Source organism: Ruegeria denitrificans, from assembly GCF_001458295.1.
GTDB classification, from domain to species: Bacteria; Pseudomonadota; Alphaproteobacteria; order Rhodobacterales; family Rhodobacteraceae; genus Ruegeria; species Ruegeria denitrificans.
Window position 1 is genome coordinate 180,640 of sequence record NZ_CYUD01000008.1, and the last position, 19,109, is coordinate 199,748.

The 19,109-nt window shown below is 59.4% G+C and carries 19 protein-coding genes and 1 riboswitch; of the genes, 3 read left to right on the forward strand and 16 right to left on the reverse strand.

Annotated elements, in window-relative coordinates; genetic code table 11:
• The 6 genes from RUE5091_RS13710 to RUE5091_RS13735 are packed head-to-tail and all read right to left on the reverse strand — an operon-like array spanning window position 1 to window position 5,925.
• Window positions 1-384, reverse strand: coding sequence for a Na+/H+ antiporter subunit G (locus tag RUE5091_RS13710; protein ID WP_058282484.1), 384 nt, complete (start codon window positions 382-384; stop codon window positions 1-3).
• Between the two features lie 10 nt (window positions 385-394).
• Window positions 395-664: a K+/H+ antiporter subunit F gene (locus tag RUE5091_RS13715; RefSeq protein WP_058282485.1), complete on the reverse strand. Its 270-nt coding sequence runs from the start codon at window positions 662-664 to the stop codon at window positions 395-397.
• Window positions 661-1,158: a Na+/H+ antiporter subunit E gene (locus RUE5091_RS13720; RefSeq protein WP_058282486.1), complete on the reverse strand. Its 498-nt coding sequence runs from the start codon at window positions 1,156-1,158 to the stop codon at window positions 661-663. The genes RUE5091_RS13715 and RUE5091_RS13720 overlap by 4 nt, the downstream gene beginning before the upstream one ends.
• Window positions 1,158-2,702 carry a monovalent cation/H+ antiporter subunit D gene (locus RUE5091_RS13725; protein WP_058282487.1) on the reverse strand — a complete coding sequence of 515 codons (1,545 nt, stop codon included), beginning with the start codon at window positions 2,700-2,702 and terminating at the stop codon, window positions 1,158-1,160. Before RUE5091_RS13725 ends, RUE5091_RS13720 begins: the two co-directional genes overlap by 1 nt.
• The gene (locus tag RUE5091_RS13730; RefSeq protein WP_058282488.1) at window positions 2,699-3,058 is read right to left on the reverse strand and encodes a Na+/H+ antiporter subunit C; all 360 of its coding nucleotides are present in this window, start codon (window positions 3,056-3,058) and stop codon (window positions 2,699-2,701) included. Before RUE5091_RS13730 ends, RUE5091_RS13725 begins: the two co-directional genes overlap by 4 nt.
• On the reverse strand, window positions 3,058-5,925 hold the full coding sequence (locus RUE5091_RS13735; RefSeq protein ID WP_058282489.1) for a monovalent cation/H+ antiporter subunit A: 2,868 nt from the start codon (window positions 5,923-5,925) through the stop codon (window positions 3,058-3,060). The genes RUE5091_RS13730 and RUE5091_RS13735 overlap by 1 nt, the downstream gene beginning before the upstream one ends.
• A 212-nt stretch (window positions 5,926-6,137) precedes the next feature.
• On the opposite strand from RUE5091_RS13735, the gene RUE5091_RS13740 reads away from it, so the two are divergent.
• Together RUE5091_RS13740 and RUE5091_RS13745 are read left to right on the forward strand one after the other, a co-directional pair.
• Complete coding sequence (locus tag RUE5091_RS13740) at window positions 6,138-6,611, forward strand: rhodanese-like domain-containing protein (RefSeq protein ID WP_058282490.1); 474 nt, start codon at window positions 6,138-6,140, stop codon at window positions 6,609-6,611.
• Window positions 6,608-7,423, forward strand: coding sequence for a CE1 family esterase (locus tag RUE5091_RS13745; protein ID WP_058282491.1), 816 nt, complete (start codon window positions 6,608-6,610; stop codon window positions 7,421-7,423). The genes RUE5091_RS13740 and RUE5091_RS13745 overlap by 4 nt, the downstream gene beginning before the upstream one ends.
• Here RUE5091_RS13745 and mdoH read toward each other — a convergent pair whose 3' ends face one another.
• From mdoH to RUE5091_RS13780, 7 genes are all read right to left on the reverse strand, one after another.
• Window positions 7,424-9,292 carry a glucans biosynthesis glucosyltransferase MdoH gene (gene mdoH / locus RUE5091_RS13750; protein WP_058282492.1) on the reverse strand — a complete coding sequence of 623 codons (1,869 nt, stop codon included), beginning with the start codon at window positions 9,290-9,292 and terminating at the stop codon, window positions 7,424-7,426. It abuts the gene before it with no gap.
• Window positions 9,289-10,788 (reverse strand): OpgD/OpgG family glucan biosynthesis protein, encoded by a 1,500-nt coding sequence (locus tag RUE5091_RS13755; protein WP_058282493.1) that lies wholly within the window; start codon window positions 10,786-10,788, stop codon window positions 9,289-9,291. The genes mdoH and RUE5091_RS13755 overlap by 4 nt, the downstream gene beginning before the upstream one ends.
• Window positions 10,785-12,002 carry an OpgC family protein gene (locus RUE5091_RS13760; protein ID WP_058282494.1) on the reverse strand — a complete coding sequence of 406 codons (1,218 nt, stop codon included), beginning with the start codon at window positions 12,000-12,002 and terminating at the stop codon, window positions 10,785-10,787. Before RUE5091_RS13760 ends, RUE5091_RS13755 begins: the two co-directional genes overlap by 4 nt.
• 32 nt (window positions 12,003-12,034) lie before the next feature.
• Complete coding sequence (locus tag RUE5091_RS13765) at window positions 12,035-13,405, reverse strand: tetratricopeptide repeat protein (RefSeq protein WP_058282495.1); 1,371 nt, start codon at window positions 13,403-13,405, stop codon at window positions 12,035-12,037.
• A gap of 181 nt (window positions 13,406-13,586) precedes the next feature.
• Window positions 13,587-14,771 carry a CaiB/BaiF CoA transferase family protein gene (locus RUE5091_RS13770; RefSeq protein ID WP_058282496.1) on the reverse strand — a complete coding sequence of 395 codons (1,185 nt, stop codon included), beginning with the start codon at window positions 14,769-14,771 and terminating at the stop codon, window positions 13,587-13,589.
• Window positions 14,758-16,377: a thiamine pyrophosphate-binding protein gene (locus RUE5091_RS13775; protein WP_058282497.1), complete on the reverse strand. Its 1,620-nt coding sequence runs from the start codon at window positions 16,375-16,377 to the stop codon at window positions 14,758-14,760. Before RUE5091_RS13775 ends, RUE5091_RS13770 begins: the two co-directional genes overlap by 14 nt.
• A 79-nt stretch (window positions 16,378-16,456) precedes the next feature.
• Window positions 16,457-16,915: a DUF302 domain-containing protein gene (locus RUE5091_RS13780; protein ID WP_058282498.1), complete on the reverse strand. Its 459-nt coding sequence runs from the start codon at window positions 16,913-16,915 to the stop codon at window positions 16,457-16,459.
• Window positions 16,916-17,056: 141 nt separating this feature from the next.
• Here RUE5091_RS13780 and RUE5091_RS13785 point away from each other — a divergent pair, with 141 nt between their 5' ends.
• Window positions 17,057-17,401, forward strand: coding sequence for a DUF1636 domain-containing protein (locus RUE5091_RS13785; protein ID WP_058282499.1), 345 nt, complete (start codon window positions 17,057-17,059; stop codon window positions 17,399-17,401).
• Here RUE5091_RS13785 and RUE5091_RS13790 read toward each other — a convergent pair.
• The 3 genes from RUE5091_RS13790 to RUE5091_RS22675 all read right to left on the reverse strand — a co-directional run bounded on the left by RUE5091_RS13790 (window position 17,398) and on the right by RUE5091_RS22675 (window position 18,832).
• A complete protein-coding gene (locus tag RUE5091_RS13790; RefSeq protein ID WP_058282570.1) occupies window positions 17,398-17,892 on the reverse strand; it encodes a hypothetical protein in 495 nt (164 codons plus the stop codon). The two genes, RUE5091_RS13785 and RUE5091_RS13790, sit on opposite strands and share 4 nt — an antisense overlap.
• Window positions 17,893-17,958: 66 nt before the next feature.
• Window positions 17,959-18,657 carry a CbtA family protein gene (locus RUE5091_RS13795; protein WP_058282500.1) on the reverse strand — a complete coding sequence of 233 codons (699 nt, stop codon included), beginning with the start codon at window positions 18,655-18,657 and terminating at the stop codon, window positions 17,959-17,961.
• A 4-nt stretch (window positions 18,658-18,661) separates the two neighbouring features.
• The gene (locus RUE5091_RS22675; RefSeq protein WP_082643659.1) at window positions 18,662-18,832 is read right to left on the reverse strand and encodes a CbtB domain-containing protein; all 171 of its coding nucleotides are present in this window, start codon (window positions 18,830-18,832) and stop codon (window positions 18,662-18,664) included.
• Window positions 18,833-18,868: 36 nt separating this feature from the next.
• Window positions 18,869-19,075: riboswitch (cobalamin riboswitch) on the reverse strand.
• Window positions 19,076-19,109 lie beyond the last annotated feature (34 nt).

The window sequence follows — 19,109 nt, forward strand, 5'->3', positions numbered from 1 at the left end:
TCAGGTCTTGCTGTGATCAGGGACGTCTTCGACCTGTTCGACCGCGTGGGTGGCCCAAAGCTCATCCTCGCCCGCGTCCGGCAGATCGCTGGGCTTTTCGTGGCGGTGAATATGCCATTTGGCAATGAACAGGGCTGTGATCGGAGCGGTCAGGAACAGGAACAGGGTGATCAGCAACTCATGCAGGGACAGTTTGTCCTCGATCAAAACCGAATGGCAGATCGAGGCCAGTAACACACCGCCCACGCCCAGTGTTGTGGCTTTGGTGGGCGCATGCAGACGCGACATCGGGTCTTTCAGCTTGATCATCCCAAAGGATCCGACAAAGCCAAATATGCCTGAAACGATCAGGAAGAAGGCGACAAGAAGCTCGATGATAAACATTGGGGCGCCCTCACTCGATGATATTGCCGCGTAGCATAAAGCGCGCATAGGCTACGGTTGAGACAAAACCCAGCATGGCGATGATCATCGCGGCCTCGAAAAATATCTCGGTCCCCAGAGCCAACCCATACAGGATCATCAGCGCGATTGTGTTGATCACCATCGTGTCCAGCGCCAGAACGCGGGTACCGACACCTTCGGCCGAGATGATCCGGTATAGGCACAGCATGATGGCCGCCCCGAAACAGGCGAAGGCAAACCAGATCGCAATCTCGATCATTCGAAAATCTCCTTCAGGCGGCGCTCATAGCGTTGTTTGATCTGGTCCCGCACCTCATCTGTGTCAGGCGCATCCAGGCAGTGAACCAGCAGGTTGTGACCTTGCGCTGACAGATCGCAGCTGACTGTGCCGGGGGTCATTGTGATGGTTCCGGCCAATACTGTGATCGCTTCGGGCGTGCGCAGTTCCAGCGGAATGCAGACCCAGTTTGGTTGCCTGTCGGCATCGCGCTTGAACAGAATGATCCGGGCCACGGTGATGTTGGCAATCACGATATCCCACAGCACTACCAGCATATATTCCACCACCATCGGCCAGTTGCGCAGTTTGGGGCGGTCGGGCCAATAGGGCTGAGTGATGAAGGGAATGATGATCCCGAGCAGTAGCCCGAACACCAGAGAATTCAGCGAAGGTGAGTTTGCCAAAAGCATCCAAACCAGCGTCAGCAGGATTGTCAGATGCGGGTGTGGGAATATCCGGTGCAGAAGTCTCATTACTCTTCTCCTCCCAGAACGGCCGAGATGTAGTTTTCAGGCGTAAACAACTGTTCGGCTGTTTTGCCAGCATAAGTGAGCGCGGGGCCTGCGAACAGGGTCAACATGACCAGCCCCAGAACCGTGCCGAAGATGGCGGTGAAGGCCAACCCGGGGTTCGGCTCGGGCGCGGGCAAGGCCGGGGTTTCTTCGTCGTCTTCCACCTCGGGCAACGGGTTGTGCTGGGCGTCATGGCTTTTCCAGAAGATCAGCGTGCCTGCGCGCGCCAACCCGACGATGGTGACGAAAGAACCGATCAGGATAACCGCCCAGATCGCGTTTGCATCCGGTGCGTCACGTGCGGCATCAAGCACCAACAGCTTGCCGATAAAGCCCGACAGGGGCGGCATACCGGCCAGAGCAATCGCACCAACAAAAAACAGAGCCGAGATCAGCCCGCTTTGCGCCATCGGAGCGGTTGGCGCAATGGCTCCGCCCCGGCGGGTCATCACCAGATCCGCCACAAGGAACAGCAGCGCCGTCGCCAGGGTCGAGTGGAAAATGTAGTACAGCGCAGCAGCCGTGGAGGTCTCGGTGAACAGCGAGATCGCGATCAGCAGGGTGCCCATCGAAGCGATAGCGCAAAAGGCAACCATCCGCGCAATATGTTGCGTGCCCAGAATACCGATGGCTCCTACGGCCAGCGTCAGCAGTGCGGCGGGTTGCAGCCAATCCCCCACAAGCCCGTGCGTGACCGCAACATCTGGGCCAAAGATCAGCGTATCAACGCGCAGGATCGAATAGGCGCCCACTTTGGTCATGATCGCAAACAGGGCCGCGACGGGCAAAGGCGCGTTGGCGTAGCTGGCAGGCAGCCAGAAATGCAGCGGCAAAACGGCGGCTTTGATACAGAAAACCAACAACAGCAGCACTGCGCCAACCCGCAGAAGGGCCGTATCCTCGGGCGGAATTTCGGCGACACGAACGGCCAGATCGGCCATGTTCAGCGTTCCGGTCACCGCATAAAGTGTGCCGAGCGCAAACAGGAACAGGGTCGAGCCCAGCAGGTTATAGGCCACATATTGCACACCGGCCTTGAGCCGCACCGAGCCACCGCCATGCGTCATCAGACCGTAAGACGCGATCAAAAGCACCTCGAAGAATACGAACAGGTTGAAGGCATCACCCGTCAGGAAGGCACCGCAGACGCCCATGAGCTGAAAGTGGAACAGCGCGTGAAAGTGTTTCCCCCGGTCGTCCCATCCGGACGCAATGGCGTATAGCACAATGGGCAAGGCAAGCAGGGCAGTCAGCAGGACCATCATTGCGGACAAGCGGTCCAGCACCAAGACGATGCCGAATGGCGCGGGCCAGTCGCCCAGTTCATAAACCAAAATATCGCCGCCTGCGGCCTGCGCGGTAATGGTCAGCGCAATGCCAAGCAGCGCCACCGCACCCGCGACCGAAAAGATGCGCTGCAGGTCCAGATGGTATCGCAGGACCATGATGATGAACGGGGCCAGGATCGCGGGCAGGACGATCGGCGCTACGATCCAGTGGTTCATGCGTCTTCTCCCGCGCCGTCGACGCAGTCTTGTGCGGTCATGTCGATATGGTCATCTTTCGAGGACAGGTAAGCGGAAAGGGCGATCATCACGATCACCGCCGTCATCCCGAAGGAAATCACGATGGCCGTCAGCACCAGCGCCTGCGGCAACGGGTCGGTATAGGGGACGTCTTCATATTTGTTGAGAACGGCAGGCGCATCCAGCGCCAGCCGTCCGGTGGCGAACAGAAATACGTTCACCGCATAGGTGATCAGCGACAACCCCAAAATAACGGGGAATGTGCGGCGACGCAGGATCAGGAAAATCCCGGCGGCGGTCATGATGCCTACGGCTGAGGCTACGAGCGCTTCCATCAGGCCTGCTCCTTCTCTTCATCGTCTTTCTGATCATCCCGCAGCGGATTGATATCCATCGGGAATTCCTGCGCCATGCCTGGTTGCCATGCAAAGCGTGACAAGCTGTCCAGCGCCAGCATCACAGCACCCAGCACCGCCAGGAACACGCCGGTGTCAAACAGGATGGCGGTGGCCCATTCGAACTCTTCCAGCGGCGGCCAATGGAGATAGCCGAAGTCGCTGGTCAGGAACGGGCGCTCGTTGAACCACGCCCCGATCCCGGTGGCGGCGGCGATCAGAACGCCCCAACCGATGGTGCCATGATAGTAGAATCGTTGCCGTTCGATGGCCCATGTGTAGCCACTGGCCATGTATTGCATCAGGAAGGCAATCGCGACGACCAGACCGGCAATGAACCCGCCCCCCGGCTGGTTGTGGCCGCGGACAAAGATGTAGGCACCAACCATCAGAGCGATAGGCATCATCACCCGGGTCGCCACAACCATCATCAGCGGGTGTGAATCCCCCGATTGCGGCCAGTGTGGTTTGCGGTTCAGAAGATAACCACGGACGTTGGTGCCCAGAACGGCCTCGGTCAGGGCAAAGATGATCAGGGCAGCGATTCCCAGAACGATGATTTCGCCAAAGGTATCAAAGCCCCGGAAATCCACCAGGATCACGTTGACCACGTTGGTGCCACCGCCGCCTTTATACGAATTAGCCAAATGGAACTCGGAAATGGTCGGAAACGCAAAGTCCCGCAGCATCAGCGCATAGATCAGCGCGCCGGTACCAAGTCCTGCCACCACCGAGATCGCCGCATCCCGCCACCGTCGTGCAGCGCTGCTGTCCCACGGCGTATCCGTGGGCAGGAAGTTCAGCGACAGCAGCAACAGGATCATCGTCACCACCTCGACCGAGATTTGCGTCAGCGCCAGATCCGGGGCCGAAAGATAGTTGAACGCCATCGACACGATCAGGCCAACAACGCCGATCAGTACCAGCGACAGCAGGCGGTTGCGGTGGAACCACATGATCGCCAGCGTAGCGCCCACCAGACAAATCCAGCCAATGAACGGTATAATCTGGATGGGCAGAGGCTCGCGCGTTTCCGGCCCAATCGTACCGGTTGTGTATGCGTAGTAACCAAGTCCGACGGTGAACGCGACCAGAATGATGGCGTAGCGGCTGATCACTCCGTTATGCAGCGTGTCGGTGATCCAATGGCTGAAGGTGGTAAACGCACCAATGACCCCTTCGAAGATGACCTTTGCCTCGGGACGGGGCAGGGCATTCCAAATTTGTTCGCCGCGATTGTGCAGCGCCAGCAGGAACAGACCGCCTAGCGTTGCCACGGCGGACATATACAGCGCAGGTGTGAAGCCATGCCACAGTTTCAGCGAGTAGTAGGGCAGCTTCTCACCACCAATCACGGCGCTGGAGACAACCGCGACCAAAGGCCCAACTATCGCCGCCGAATACAGTCCAATCAGTACCACCAACACCACAAGGAATGCTGGGGCCAGCCATAGGCCCACTGGAGGATCATGCGGATGGTGCGGATAGTCGTCGCGTTGCGGGCCAAGGAAGACATGCCCGACAAAACGGAAGGAATAGGCAGCCGAGAACACCGCTGCAAGCAGCGCCAGACCTGGCACCAGATAATGCGAGTGCAGCCAGGTGGTGTGGACCGTTTCTTCCAGCATCATTTCCTTGGACAGGAATCCGTTTAATGGCGGCAGACCGGCCATGGACAGGGCTGCAATGGTGCCGATGGTAAAAGTGATCGGCATCAGCTGGCGCAACCCGCCCAGACGTTTGATGTCTCGGGTTCCGGCCTCGTGATCCACGATCCCGGCCGTCATGAACAGTGCCGCCTTGAAAGTCGCGTGGTTGATGATGTGGAATATTGCCGCCACGGCGGCAATCTTGGTGCCAAAGCCCAGCAGCATCGTCACCAGACCCAGATGCGACACGGTCGAAAACGCCAATAGCGCCTTCAGATCGTCCTTGAACAGAGCAATGCAGGCGCCGATCAGCATCGTTACCAGGCCCGTGGTCGCGACGATATAGAACCAAGCATCCGTGCCCGCCAGAACCGGCCACATCCGCGCCATCAGGAACAACCCGGCTTTCACCATCGTGGCCGAGTGCAGATAGGCCGAAACCGGCGTCGGCGCGGCCATTGCATGCGGCAGCCAGAAATGGAACGGGAACTGCGCCGACTTGGTGAAAGCGCCTAGCAAAATCAGGATCAGTGCGGGCATGTAATAGGGTGAGGCCTGGATCAGATCTTTGTTCTGCAGGATGACACTCAGGTCGTATGAGCCCACGATATTGCCCAGAATCAGCATCCCCGCAATCATTGCCAATCCGCCACCGCCGGTCACGGCCAGCGCCATGCGTGCGCCTTGGCGACCCTCTGGCAGATGTTTCCAATACCCGATCAGAAGGAATGAACTTAGCGATGTAAGCTCCCAAAAAATAAGCAAAAGAAGGATGTTGTCTGATAGAACAATCCCGACCATCGCGCCCTGGAACAGCAGCAGATAGGTATAGAATTGCCCCATCGGGTCTTCGCGCGACAGGTAAAACCGCGCGTAAAGGATGATCAGCAACCCGATGCCCAGGATTAGCAGCGCAAACAGAAACCCAAGACCGTCCAGCATGAAGTTCGCGTTCAGACCCAGTGCCGGTATCCAGTCGAACCGGGCTGTGACGACATCTCCGCGCATGACCGATGGGATGTGGATCAACAGCCCCATAAGCGCCAGAAAGGTGGTCAGCCCGGCGGCTGATGCTGCTGCGTTTCGTCCCGCCCGGATCAGAAGGGCTGGAAAAACAGCTCCGAGGAAGGGAAGGGCCGCGATGAGGAATAGGGACAAGTGCGATACTCCGGTCTGGGCGGTCAAATGTAGTACTGGTTTTTAAGGATAATTTTCTAACTGTCCAGCTATTGCAAGTTTTACACGCAGTCCTAGCGTCGTAGATTGGGGTGCGAAACAATGACGCGATCTTGATCTGCCGGTTGAAATTCAACGCGGATTCGAAATTCGGGCTGTGATAAACACATCCCGTCGGATCAGGAGGGAACCGCGTGGCAGACAAAACAAACCGAACACGCCGATGGGTTCTGCTGGGCGGGGGCGCGGCCATTGTCGCGGGCTTTGCTGTTCGGGAATACCGTCTGATCCCTCCGGTTTATACTGGCGGGCAGTTGAGTGTTCAGGATGCACACCAACAAGCGGTGTCGGGGGAAATATTGCTGGTCGATATTCGCACCCCGCGGGAATGGCAGTCAACGGGTGTTGGTCAGGGGGCGCATCCGTTGGACATGCGCCGTGATGACTTCGAACAGGCGCTGGCAGACCTGACAGGCAAAAATCGCGATGCCCCCATTGCATTGATCTGTGCGCGCGGGGTCCGATCAGCCCGGCTGAGTAATCGGTTGACTCAAGCTGGATTCACAAATGTCGTCGACGTGCCCGAGGGAATGTTGGGCTCTGCCGCAGGGCCGGGATGGGTGCGTGCCGGATTGCCGGTTCAACACAATACGGGAGAGACGGAATGATCCGGGCATTTACCTTGGCAGCGGGTTTGACAGTTGCAGGGCAGGCCGGATGGGCCGCTTGCGCCGATCAGGAAGATATGTGCGAAACCGCCTCGGGCGGCTATCACATCGAACTGCCCGAAGCCGACAATCCGCCACTGGTCGTCTTCCTGCACGGCTATGGGGGCTCGGCAACCGGGACGTTGAAAAACCGCAATATGGTCGAGCCATTGCTAGCGCGCGGCTATGCGGTCATGGCGCCCGAGGGATCGGAACGCAACGGTCGCCAAAGCTGGAACTTCTTTCCCGGTTGGGAGGGGCGGGACGAAACCGCCTTTCTGACCGAGGCGGTGCAGGATGCCTCGACGCGGTTTGGCGTGGATGCGGATCGGGTGGTGCTGGGCGGATTTTCGGCCGGGGCGTTCATGGTGTATTATTTGGCCTGTGCGGCACCCGATACATTTTCGGCCTATGTGCCGGTGTCCGGTGGATTCTGGCGACCGCATCCCGAAGGCTGCGACGGCCCGGTGCGGATGTTACACACCCATGGCTGGACCGACAATGTGGTGCCGCTAGAGGGCCGCATTCTGGGCGGTGGCCGGTTCCATCAAGGCGATATCTTTGCCGGGTTGGAAATCTGGCGCGTTGCGAATGAATGCGTTGACACCAAGCCCAGCGGCTTCTCGACCACCGGTCAATTCATGCGCCGCAGATGGACCGGGTGTGCCGAAGGCGGCATGCTGGAATTCGCGCTGTTTCCTGGCGGTCACACAGTGCCCAAGGGCTGGGCAGACATGATGATGGATTGGTACGAAGGCCTGCCGGGCGGCTAATCACTCGGCAGGGGTCATGACCGTCTTACCTTCAATCAGGCGTTTCAGTTCGTTCCGGTGACGCCTGGCTGAACGTGTGATGGCGGGTTCGTGGAAATCCTCTTTCATGCCGACCATGCGCCGCGCTGCACCAGCCGATACACCGCTGAGCGCGGACAGAGGGATCGCCAGCGCAAGGCTGATGGCAATCGGAGCCAGCCAGATCGAAACAAGGCCGGACAGGATACCCACGCTCAGCGCGATGCCGCTGACAGTTTCCAGCATATGGCACAGGATCAGCGTGTGCAGGCTATAACTGCCGCCGTCCCGCGCCTGCGGCGACCAGCCTTTTTGCAACCCCAGTGCCGTACGGAACACCGCGATCATCTGCTGCACCATCAGGATTGGAGCATAGAGGATCGACAGGATAACCTCGGCCAGGAACGATGTCAGGAACTTCGAACCTCCGCCGAAATCCGCATAGCGCACACCGCTAAGGGGCAGGGCCAGAACGCCCAGCACCTTGGGGGCCAGCAACATCGCGTACATAACCAGAATGATCAGCACATGGCGGGTTTCCGACATCTCGGGCCATTGCGGGAACAGAGGATTATCCGGGCTGAAATAGTGCAGGACCGAGGCATCCTCGCCCTGACCAATCAGCGCCCACATCACCAGCAGCGCAAACCACAGTGGCGACATCAGATAACCCACCGCGCCGTGAAACATGTGGAACCGCGACACTGCGCGGAATCCGGCAGAGCCCAGCAGTTTCAGGTGCTGCAGGTTGCCCTGACACCAACGACGGTCACGCAGGGCATGATCGATCAATGTGGGCGGTGTTTCTTCGTACGAACCACGGATGCGCGGCAGGAACCGCACGCCCCAGCCAGCGCGGCGCATCAGACCGGCCTCGACAAAATCGTGGCTCATGATCAGCTTTTCCTGACCGTTGAACGCCCGCAATTTCGGAAGACCAGCGCAGTTGGCGAAAGCTTGTGTACGGATGATGGCGTTATGGCCCCAATAGTTGCCCTCTTGCCCGCACCAACGGGCCAGACCTTCGGCAAAGGCGATACCATAAACGCCGTTTGCAAACTGCTGCATCCGGGCAAAGACCGATTGCGCGCCGATCAGTTGCGGATAGCTTTGGATCAAGCCTGCACCAGAATCGCGCGCAAGCGAATCCGTCAGGCGCAGGATCGCACGGCCCGTCATCAGACTGTCGGCATCCAGCACCAGCATCGCATCCCAATCCGCGCCCCAGCGGCTGACCCAGTCGGCAATGTTGCCGACTTTGCGGTCAGTGTTTTCTTCGCGACGCCGGTAATACAGCTCCAGACCCGGGGCCAACGTCGTGCGCAAAGCCTCGATACTGGCCTGTTCTTGTGCTGCGATCTCGGGGTCGCGGGTGTCGGACAGGATGAACATGGCATAGTGGTGCTGACCACCCCGCGCCTGCAAATCCTCGAGCATCGTGCGGGCATTGCCCAGCACGTTCCACGGCACCTCGTTATAGACCGGCATCAGCAGCGCCACGCGCAGAGGTTGCGGGCGGCCTTCACGTTTGGGCTGTTCTTGCCGCGACAGGGACACCATGCCCAGAAGCACAGTACAGACTGTGAAAGAAATCCAGAAGAAGTTGAACGAGATCAGCGCCAGAAGGATCGCCTCGATCAAGTTGATCCCTTCGGCCCCGAACCAATCGGACATCACCCAAAGCAGACCCAAGGTCGCGACCATCGCAGGCGAAAACGCCAAGGCGCGCCAGAACCCGGCCGAGGGGCGCTGACCCTCGGGCACTTGCGCGTCACGGAAGCCCGCGCTGAAATCTTGCGCGGGCATGGCCAGCGGTGCCTCGGGCGGCATGATATGCAAGTTTTCGGTCATACGGTCCAACGGTAGAGCCAGACCTCAGAGGCCGGCTGTTTGTCTTTCAGCAACTGCGCGCGCAGTTCCACGTGGTTCCGATCGCCCGGCTGAAAGGAAAAGGCCAGACGCAGCCCGCCGGTGTCCGGGTTGCGCTGCAGCACGCCCTCAGACGTTTCGGCATGGGGTGAGTTGACGAAGATGGTCATGGCCTCGGGGTCGTCGAACAGCTCAGAGGGTTCAAAATCGATGACGGCCAAACGTCCATCGCCAAAAGTGTTTTCACCCATGGCTGTGTTGATTACCCGCGGCATCGGTGTACGCTGCGGCTCATCCCCCCAGATCAGACGGTAGGACAGGTCAACCTGGCTGCCTGCTGCGTATGGCTCCATCGGTCGCCAATAGGCAACGATGTTGTCATAGATTTCCTGATCTGCTGGAATCTCAACCAGCGTGACCGAACCTTTGCCCCAATCGGAGCCGGGCTCGACCCACAGGCCGGGGCGTTTGTGGTAGTTCGCCTCAAGATCCGCATAATCCGAGAAGTCGCGTTTCCGTTGCATCAGGCCGAACCCGCGCGGGTTCATGTCAACGAAGGACGAAATCTGCAGACGCGTCGGGTTTGCCAACGGTCGCCAAATTACTTCTCCGGCGCCGTTACGGATCAGCAGACCGTCGCTGTCGTGGACGGCGGGGCGGAAATCGTCGAACCGGCTGTGGTTGGTCTGATCAAACAAGAACATCGAGGTGCCCGGCGCGATACCTACATGGGCCAGCTCTTCGCGCGGGAACAGGGTGGACTCGATATCCATGACGCAATCCGCGCCTGCGGTGACATTGAACCGATAGGCACCGGTCACGCTGGGGCTGTCCATCAGTACGTGGACCACCATGTCGCGCTGACCGGGTTTGGGGCGCTCCAGCCAGAACCGAATAAATTCGGGGAACTCTTCGCCATCCGGATCGCCGGTTTTCAGGGCCAAACCACGGGCGGACAAACCGTAAACCTCGTGAAGGCCAATGGCGCGGAAATAGCTGGCACCCTGCCAGACGCAGAACTCGTCTGTCTTGCCGGGGCGGTGCATCTCGGTGCGCAGGCGCAGGCCAGAGAAACCCAGCGTGTCGTCAATCGGCAGTTCCGGCACATCTTCGGATTTGTCGAACATCGACAGATCGAAGGTGACCGGTTTGGTCATACCGTCCTCGACCGTCGACACTTTTACGGTGCGCGGGAAGTACAGTCCGGGCGTAAAGAAATCGACGTTAAAGGGTGTCTCGGTCTCATACCACAGCGCACGGTCCAGGCGGAACCGGATCGAGCGGTATTGCTGATAGGTCAGGTCCTGCCATTCCTGCGGCACCATCTCGCGTTCGGTATAGGGGCGGCTGGCCAGATCGCGGGCCATCGCGATGACATCATTGCGGTCAAAGGGGGTTTCCCCGCCGGTGGCAAATGTGGCCGGCGCAAAGGCAAGCGCCGAAGTCGAGGCCAGAAATGCGCGACGTGTAAAATTCATTTCTTTGACTTCCAAGGTTGTGATTTGAACCAAGCGGCCATGTATGCCACCCCGATGATCATCGCAAAGCCAATCATGTTAGCGATGAACACACTGGCAACATCCCGCCCACTCAGGTCCAGTCCGACACCGATAAGCCGTGCTGCTGCCATGGAAAATACGAACACTGCCAGTGATTGCTGCCCAACTTTGGTGATCACGGTCAGCAGGCATTGCCAGACTTTGGCAGCCGCGCCGTGGCCGGTGGCGATCAGTCGGTGACCGTGCTCACCAGCAGCAACCCAGCCCAGATAGGCCAGCGAAAGGAAGTGCAGATACCGGAACAGGCCAAAATCTGTCTTGTCGCGAAACTCTTTCGTAACCGGCCAGACCTTGCGGATTTCATCCGCCAGATCAGGGGCCGCTGCGTTGATCCAGGTGAACACTTTCCACGAGCCAAACGGCATCGAGAAGATCAGGAACAGCGCCGCCGCCCAGATCAGCGTTTTTGAAACCGGCGGTGCGGGAATCCAACCGCGCATGAAGGCAAAACCGGTAAAAAACAGCAATTGCCAGCCAAAGGGGTTGAAGAACCACTGGCGGTCTGACCACGGCTCGGCCGGCAGGTCCAGAACGTCGGTCTGCGCCACCAGCCAGAGTGTGACCGATGCCAAAGCAACCGCCCAGAACCCAATCCGTGACAGGCCCATAACCAGCGGCATCATCGCCAGAACCACCAGATACATCGGCAGAATGTCGAAATAGTTCGGCACATAAGTCAGTGTGAACAGGCCAACGATCTGCGGGGCGGGGTCGTTGAAGAAATGCTGCAGGTTCAGCGAGGAAATATAGTCTTTCTCGAACAACCCGCTTTCATTCAGCGCGGCCATGGACATGGCGACAAAGAAGAACAGCGCGACATGTGCCCAGTAAACCTGCCAGATGCGGAACGCCACGCGGGTGGTGCCCATCCACCATCCCTTGCGCAGAAAGGCCCCGCCAAAGGCGATGGCCGAGGCCATGCCGGAACAGAACACGAAGATCTCGGTCGCGTCGGAAAAGCCGAACCGCGCGGGAATCCACCGTGCCCAAGGGTCGTTCGGGATATGCGCGATCAGGATGATGAACATCGCGATGCCGCGATAGAAATCTAGACGCGGGTCGCGCACGCGGGCAGGGGTGGCCGCCGAAGCAGCCACAGGCGCAAAATCAGAAGCGGGCGATGCAGTCGCCATACGTTTTCTGTCCTTCTGGGTCTTTGTTTTTGTTATTCAGCCGGAACGCTTTGTGCGTCTCCGTCGTCGCGGGCCGCGTCGATCAATGCGCGGCGCGCCAGTGCGTAATTGTCCTCGCCTCCGGCCCGTTTGGCGCGGCGGTCGTCCAGGATGCGCTCGACAGCATCCAGACGGCCTGCACGCAGGCCCGAATCAATGGTGATGCGCTCGAATACATCACGTTGGGCGTGGCTGCCACCTACCAGTTGCATACCATTGCGGGCGCTCGATAAAAAGTCGAAGGCGGCGGCGTATTGGCCCTCGCCGAAAGCCTCAAGCCCTTTGGATGCCGCGATGCCCGGGTCGGACATTCGGACCGGGGTATCGCCCTGATTGCGCTGTGCGTCTTTCTGGATACGCTTCAGCATCTTGCTGGTCGCGTCGCTCCGGTTGTCACCGGTCAGGGCCAGCAGGTAGTGCAGGTCAGCGAAAATCACGCAGCCATCTTCGGTCCGGGCAGCGCTGAGATCGGCCAGCTCTTCCCAGCGGTTGCCCACGTCAACACCTTCCAGTTCCATGCGCGACAACAGCGAGGTCGCGTTCGAGATATCACGGTAATCGTCCGTTTTATCCTGACGAACATGGGTGTCATACAGTTCGATCACCTGATCGACCTGACCCAGATCCAGATGCATCAGTGCCTTGTGCCACCAAACGTGATAGCGGAAGTTGTTGCAATGGGTCCAGGCGATCTCGCGTCCGGCCAACCAGTCCAGACCCAGCTGCGCATTGCCCTGCATTTCGTGCACATGGGCCACCGCATGCAGACCCCAGGCATCATCAGAAACCATCCAAAGGGCTTGACGCCCGGCAATCTCGGCTTTTTGGTATTCGCCCGTTTCCTCCAACGCGAAGGCGTGACAGCCCAGAAGATAGCCACGCCCTGGGTGATCTGGTTCATAAGCGGGCAAAACCCGCTCGATTGACCGGCGCATACCGGTCGGGTCGCCCAGAACGAACCGGGTGGCGTGGCTGAGTTTCATCGCCAGGGTATCCTGCGGGTGGGTGCGCAGGATCTGCTCGAATTTCTGTATGGCGTGTGAGGGCAGATCGTCCAGATACAGCCCTAACGCCTCGACATACATACGCTCGCGTTCGGTAATCGGTTGCCGCTCCATGGCGGCTTTGGCGTCAGACAGGGCTTCGACCGCGACGACAGTCATCTCGCGCCGGCCCAGCAGAACCATGAACAGGCCTTTGATGGCGTGACCCAGCGCAAAGTCGGGCGCAAGCTCCAGCACCTTGCCCAGATGTTGCGGGGTGACGGCCGCATGTGCCATGAACCCAAGCAGAACACCGTTCCACGCCTCGACGCTTGCCGATTGGCTGAGGGTGTTCATCTGTCCGAAAACATCCTGTTTCATGCGATTGGTCCGATCCAGTTGCAAATTTCTACACTATTCGATGTAGCAGAGACTTTGACGGCGTCGTATCAGTATCGCCGCTGCTCTCGAATTGGTGAAAAGCTGTGTGTGTAAAACGTGAAAAAAACCGCCGATTCAACGGCATGTTTCAGCAACATGCCGCCGAAATAGGTATTGTGTTTCAATCTTCGAACGGATCCTCGGCGTTCAATACGGCCTGAGTGTCCGCCCCGAATTCGGGCGGGGCAGTGCGATAGGTGACCGGTGTGCGCGACATTTTCAGCGGATTTCCGATCAGCTGAACCTCACTCGGGGTGGCCTGCATGGCGATCTGCATTTGCCGTGCCGCGACCTGATCCGAGGCAAAAACCTGATCCAGCGTCCGCACCGGGCCAACCGGAACTTTTCGGGTCTCAAGCTCGGCGATGACGGTGGCTGTGTCATAGGTTTGAACCGCGGGGCGCAGCACATCATTCAGGGCATCGCGGTTTTCCAGCCGCGCCGGGTTGGTGGCAAAGCGCGGGTCATCCGCCAGCTCAGGCTGACCGAGGAAATCGCAGAAACGGCGGAACTGACCGTCATTACCCACGGCGAGGATCACGTGACCGTCCGAGGTTTCATATACGTCATAAGGCACGATGTTGGGATGCCCGTTGCCGCGACGCTTTGGGACATTGCCCGAGGTCAGGTAATTCACGCCCTCATTAATCAGCCACGCAACCTGTGTGTCGACCAATGCCAGGTCGATCTGCTGGCCTTCGCCGGTCTGATCCCGGTGGCGCAGGGCTGCGAGTATGCCAACGCAGGCATACATTCCACACATCACATCAGCGATGCCAACGCCCACTTTCATCGGCGCGCCTTCGGGGTCGCCGGTCAGCGACATGATCCCGCCATAGCCCTGCGCCATCAGGTCATAGCCGGGCTTGGACGCATTCGGTCCAGTCTGGCCGTAGCCAGAGATCGAGCAATAAACGAGGCTTGGGAAATCCTGCGACAGCGCGGCATAATCAAGGCCATATTTCGCCAGCCCGCCCGGCTTGAAATTCTCGATCAGGATGTCCGCATGTGATGCCAGCCGTTTGATTTGGGCCTGACCTTCGGGCGTAGTGATGTCGATGGCGACGGATTTCTTATTGCGGTTGGTCGACATGAAATACGCGCTCAGGTCCGAACGGTTGCCCTGAGCGTCTTCAACGTAAGGAGGCCCCCATTGCCGCGTATCATCGCCACCACTGGCCGGGTTTTCGATCTTGATGACATTGGCCCCCAAATCGCCCAGCAATTGCGTGCAGGTCGGTCCGGCCAGAATGCGGCTGAGGTCCAGTACTTTGACGCCTTTCAATGGTCCTTCAGATCCGGCCATCGTATCCTCCACGGTCAATTTCGGTGGCAATCACAGTGAATTTGTCAGCTTTGATGGCCTCGTTCAGCGCTGCGCGCAATTCGGCACGGTTCCGAACCGTGTGGCCGTTGCCCCCGAACGCACGACCCATGGCGGCAAAGTCGTGGCGGTCGAAGTCCACACCCACTTTACCCATTTGACGCTGACGCTGTTTCAGCTCGATCAGCGCAAGGCTGGCGTCAACAAAGACCAGAAAGATCGGGTTGCCGCCCATTTCGGCCGCGGTCGAAAGCTCTCCGACGACCATCAGGAACCCAGCGTCGCCCGAGAAGCTGATGACCGGGCGGTCAGGATCGGCCAGTTTCAGGCCAATGGCCATCGGCACGGCACAACCCATGGTACAAAGTGCCGAGGATTGGATCAGCCCGCGCTCTTCGTGGCAATTCCACATCTGGCTCAGCAGGATGCGGTGCGCGCCGCTGTCGGCGGTGGCCAGCGTGTCAGGGGGCAGAGCAGTGCGGGCTTCGGCGATCACGGCTGCCGGGCCCCAGTCGTCGTCGGTCGGAAAGGCCTGCGCCAATGCAGCTTTGACCTGCGCGGGCTCACCGCCGGGCCACGTCGCCCGAGAAGGGTTCCCCTTGGCGATGGCCTCCAGTGTGGCCCCAGTGTGAGCGACCAGATTCAACCCGGCCTGATGCATATAGTGATCGTTGACCACAGCCGAGATGTCGATGACGCGCTTGTCTTCGGGGTCCCAGATCTCGCGCCAGCCGGGGCGCATTTCGATGGGGTCATAGCCCAGACACAGAACCAGATCGGCCTGTTCTACCAAAGGCACCAGATGCTTGTCAGCCAACGGCGACAGCCCCGCGCCGCCAAGGCACAAAGGGTGATCCTCGGGCACAACGCCCTTGGCTTTGTAGGTGGTCACAAAGGGAATGCTGAAATGCTCCAGAAACGCCTGCACCACATTGCGCGAGTCGTCGTAGAGCACGTCCAGACCCACAATCGCGATGGGGCGTTCGGCCTCGGCCACCCAGCGGCGGGCTTTCTCAACGCAGTTTCCTTCGGGCGCTACGGCAGCGGGTTTGACCAGACGGCGGCGTTTAACTCCGGATACGCGCGTATCCGCGACCGAGATCGGTACGTCGATATGAACCGGGCCGGGGCGCGGCTGATTGGCCAGCGAAACCGCCTTGTCCGCCACAACGTCCGCGCCCTGTGCCGTTAGTGTGAACGTTCCCTTGGTGATCGAGCGGTAAACCTGCGCGTGGTCCATCACCTGATGGGTATAGGTCAGCGCCTCATCCTCATCGACGCAGCCGGTCAGAACGATCATCGGCACCCGGTCCTGCAGCGCGTTTGCGACGACGTTGATCCCGTTCATTGCACCGGGGCCTAGGGTGGCTACCAGAATGGCAGGCGCGCCGTCGCGGTGATGCACGGCCTCGGCCATGAAACCAGCGGCGTTTTCGTGTTTGGCCAGGTGAAAGGTGATCCCGGCCTGTTCCAGCGCGTCCACCAACGTCAGAACCTCGCCGCCCGGCATGCCAAACGCGTGGCGGCACCCGGCCTCGTAGAGTCGTTGGGCCAGTAGGTCAGCCGCGCGGGGAGAGAGGTCCTGCATTCGTTATGCTCCGAAATTTTCGCTGTTCAGCAGATTGCGGAGGACGCGCCCGGACGCAAGCAGGTTCACGCCAGTGTGACTATTTGACGGCGGATTCCGCCACTGCCTGAAACTTTGTGTCAAGTTCCTGGGCAATATCGCGCAAAGGCTCTCCGCCCTCATAAACATAAGGGGCAAAGACAAAGCTGGGCGTCTTGTAGGACAGGGTGGCAGTGCCGTCGTCGTTTTCGGTCACGTAAAAGCGGATCGGTGCCTCGATCATGGCACTGACCGAGGTTTCCAGAACGCGCACGGCAAAATCATTGTTGAACGCGCCGATCACCAGATTGCCGGGGATGATGATGCCGCGGGCAGCGGCGGCCTTGGTCGGACCAGCCTGCGTGACCACGATCAGCCCGTTGTCCTTCACAGCGGCCTTTGTATCTGCGACCAACTCGTCATAAGTTTTGACGGTTGGATAAACCGCCCAGCCTGACAGTGGTTCCTCGGCCCAGAGGGGCAGGGCGAGAAGACAGAGCAAACCCAAAAGCGCGCGCATGACGGTGCCTCATTCATTGTGACTGTCTGAGTGATGCCAGAAATCCGGGTGCGGCGCACGCACATTCCCGTATGCATTCGGGATTGCGCCGAACGCCGGAAAGCCGCAGAAACATGCAAACGACCAAACACGAGGCCACACGTGGACCCGATACGCCTTTTGATTTGCAGCAGCTGTGCCGGACCGCGTGACGCTGAGGCCGAGAAACAGGCTGTGGATACTGCGCTGACGCAGGCAGGATTGAATGACCGGGTCGAGGTCACGGACCACGCTTGTTTCAGTGGCTGCGCTAAACCGACTGCACTGGCGCTGCAGGCCGCAGGGCGGGCGTCTTACGTGTTTTCGGGGGTCAATGTCGTTTCCGATGCCGAAGACATCGCCGCGACCTGCAAAGCCTATCTGGACAGCCCCGCAGGTTGGATCGAAGACGCCCGACCCTGCGGGCGGCTTCGGATGTGTTTACGCGCACGTATTCCGGCGCTTTAATCGACCTGAACAGTCACGGCTGCGCTGACCGGTACATTGTTGACCGTCAGTGCGCTGTGGCTGTTTGCGTTCAGCGAAACCGAAACCTCGACCTCTCCCTTCGGCAGGTCCGGAATATGTATCCAGTTGCCATAGAGGCGGGCCAGTTTCTCGCCATTGATATACACATGTGCGTGGCCTTCACCTTCAACGTCGGCTGTTGACGCGTTTTCCGGAGCAAACCGAAAGTTCTGCGGCATAACGTGCAGGTTCCACCCGGCCATGGGGTCTTGGGTCAGCGCGATCGCGACGCTAGGCGCATCCGCGCCTGCGGGCAGGTTGACGGTGGTCGAGTGGTCATGGGCCATTGCTTCGGCATGCGTGCCGCCGTGATGAGACGGGTCGCCGTGATCGTGGCCGTCAAAAGTGACGCCATTGGCTGCCGCCAGTACAAAGCCAGCACCACCACCGAACACTAGGCCGATTGCAAAAAGGGCAAGTGAGCGTGCCATTTTTCTTTCCTTGAAGACAAAAATAAACACGCCGGGCAGAACCCGGCGCGTCAATATGTTTGAGGATTAGGCTGTCGCTTCGACGCGTTTGCCTTCGCTTTGCCAGAAATATCCGGCAAAGGTACCAACCAGAACCCAAGCCACCAGCCCGATGCCAAAGGCGCGGGCGGCGAACAAAGCGCCGATCTCGGTCGGGACGGGGCCCGTGAACACATCCGGCTCGGGCGCGCCGATCAGATGAGGTGCCATCAACAGAACCGCTGCGATCACATAGCTGATTAGGTTGCCGCCAAAGGCAATCAGCCACAGCGCTACAAGCGCGGCACCAACAGTGGCAAACCACCAAACCTGACGGGCATAGACGTCAGCCGCCGCAACACCCGGCACTTCGGGCGCCAAGGTAAAGCCGGGTGCCAGATGAAAGGCGATGAACCCTGCCAGGCCCCACAGAACGCCGGTACGGCCATCAATCGTGTGGCCTTGGCCTTCGGCCACGGACATCAGGGCAATCATCAGCAGCGCATATCCGGTATAGGTCAGCATGGTGAAGATGACGCTCAGCGCGTCACGAGTCAGCTCCGAGAACATGCCCGGCAGTTCCGGATGCGCCGAAACAGCCTCGGCCCCGAAATGCACCAGCTCTCCGGATTCGTACAGCTCTGCGTGCAGCAAAACAGGTTGCACAAAGACTAACTGCAGCAAGGCGGCTATCAGCCCCGCTGCAGCACCAGCGAACAACGCGCTGGTCAGTATACGACTGAACATGGTCTTAGTGGCAGGGGAAGCCGGTCGCGTGGCGCACGTCATGGGCTGCGTCGTGCAGCGCCGCGGCCTGTACGTGACCGGTCAGGGTGATGATGCCCAGACCCAGAACCACCGCGAACATGACCGGAAGGATACCAGCGCGCGAGGCGGATACTGTTTGCGTTTGTGTTGCCATTTTTTATTCTCCTTTGCCGCCGCACCCGACGGCCGGTGTTTCAATTGTCGCCTGGCAGGTCTCCTGGCTTGCGGGTCGATGCCTCTGTTCGCCTTCCCCCTGAGAACAGGAGTGGCTGGTTGAACAGGGGCTCTCCGCTTACAGTCGCGGGGGCGGCTGTGGAATTGGCTGCCATGGCAGTCGCACCACATTCCCTCTTAGCATCCGGATGTCTCCGGCAGGACCAGACGCTTTTATTTAGCCGCTAAGCTGCAAAGGGCGCAATCATCATTTGCGA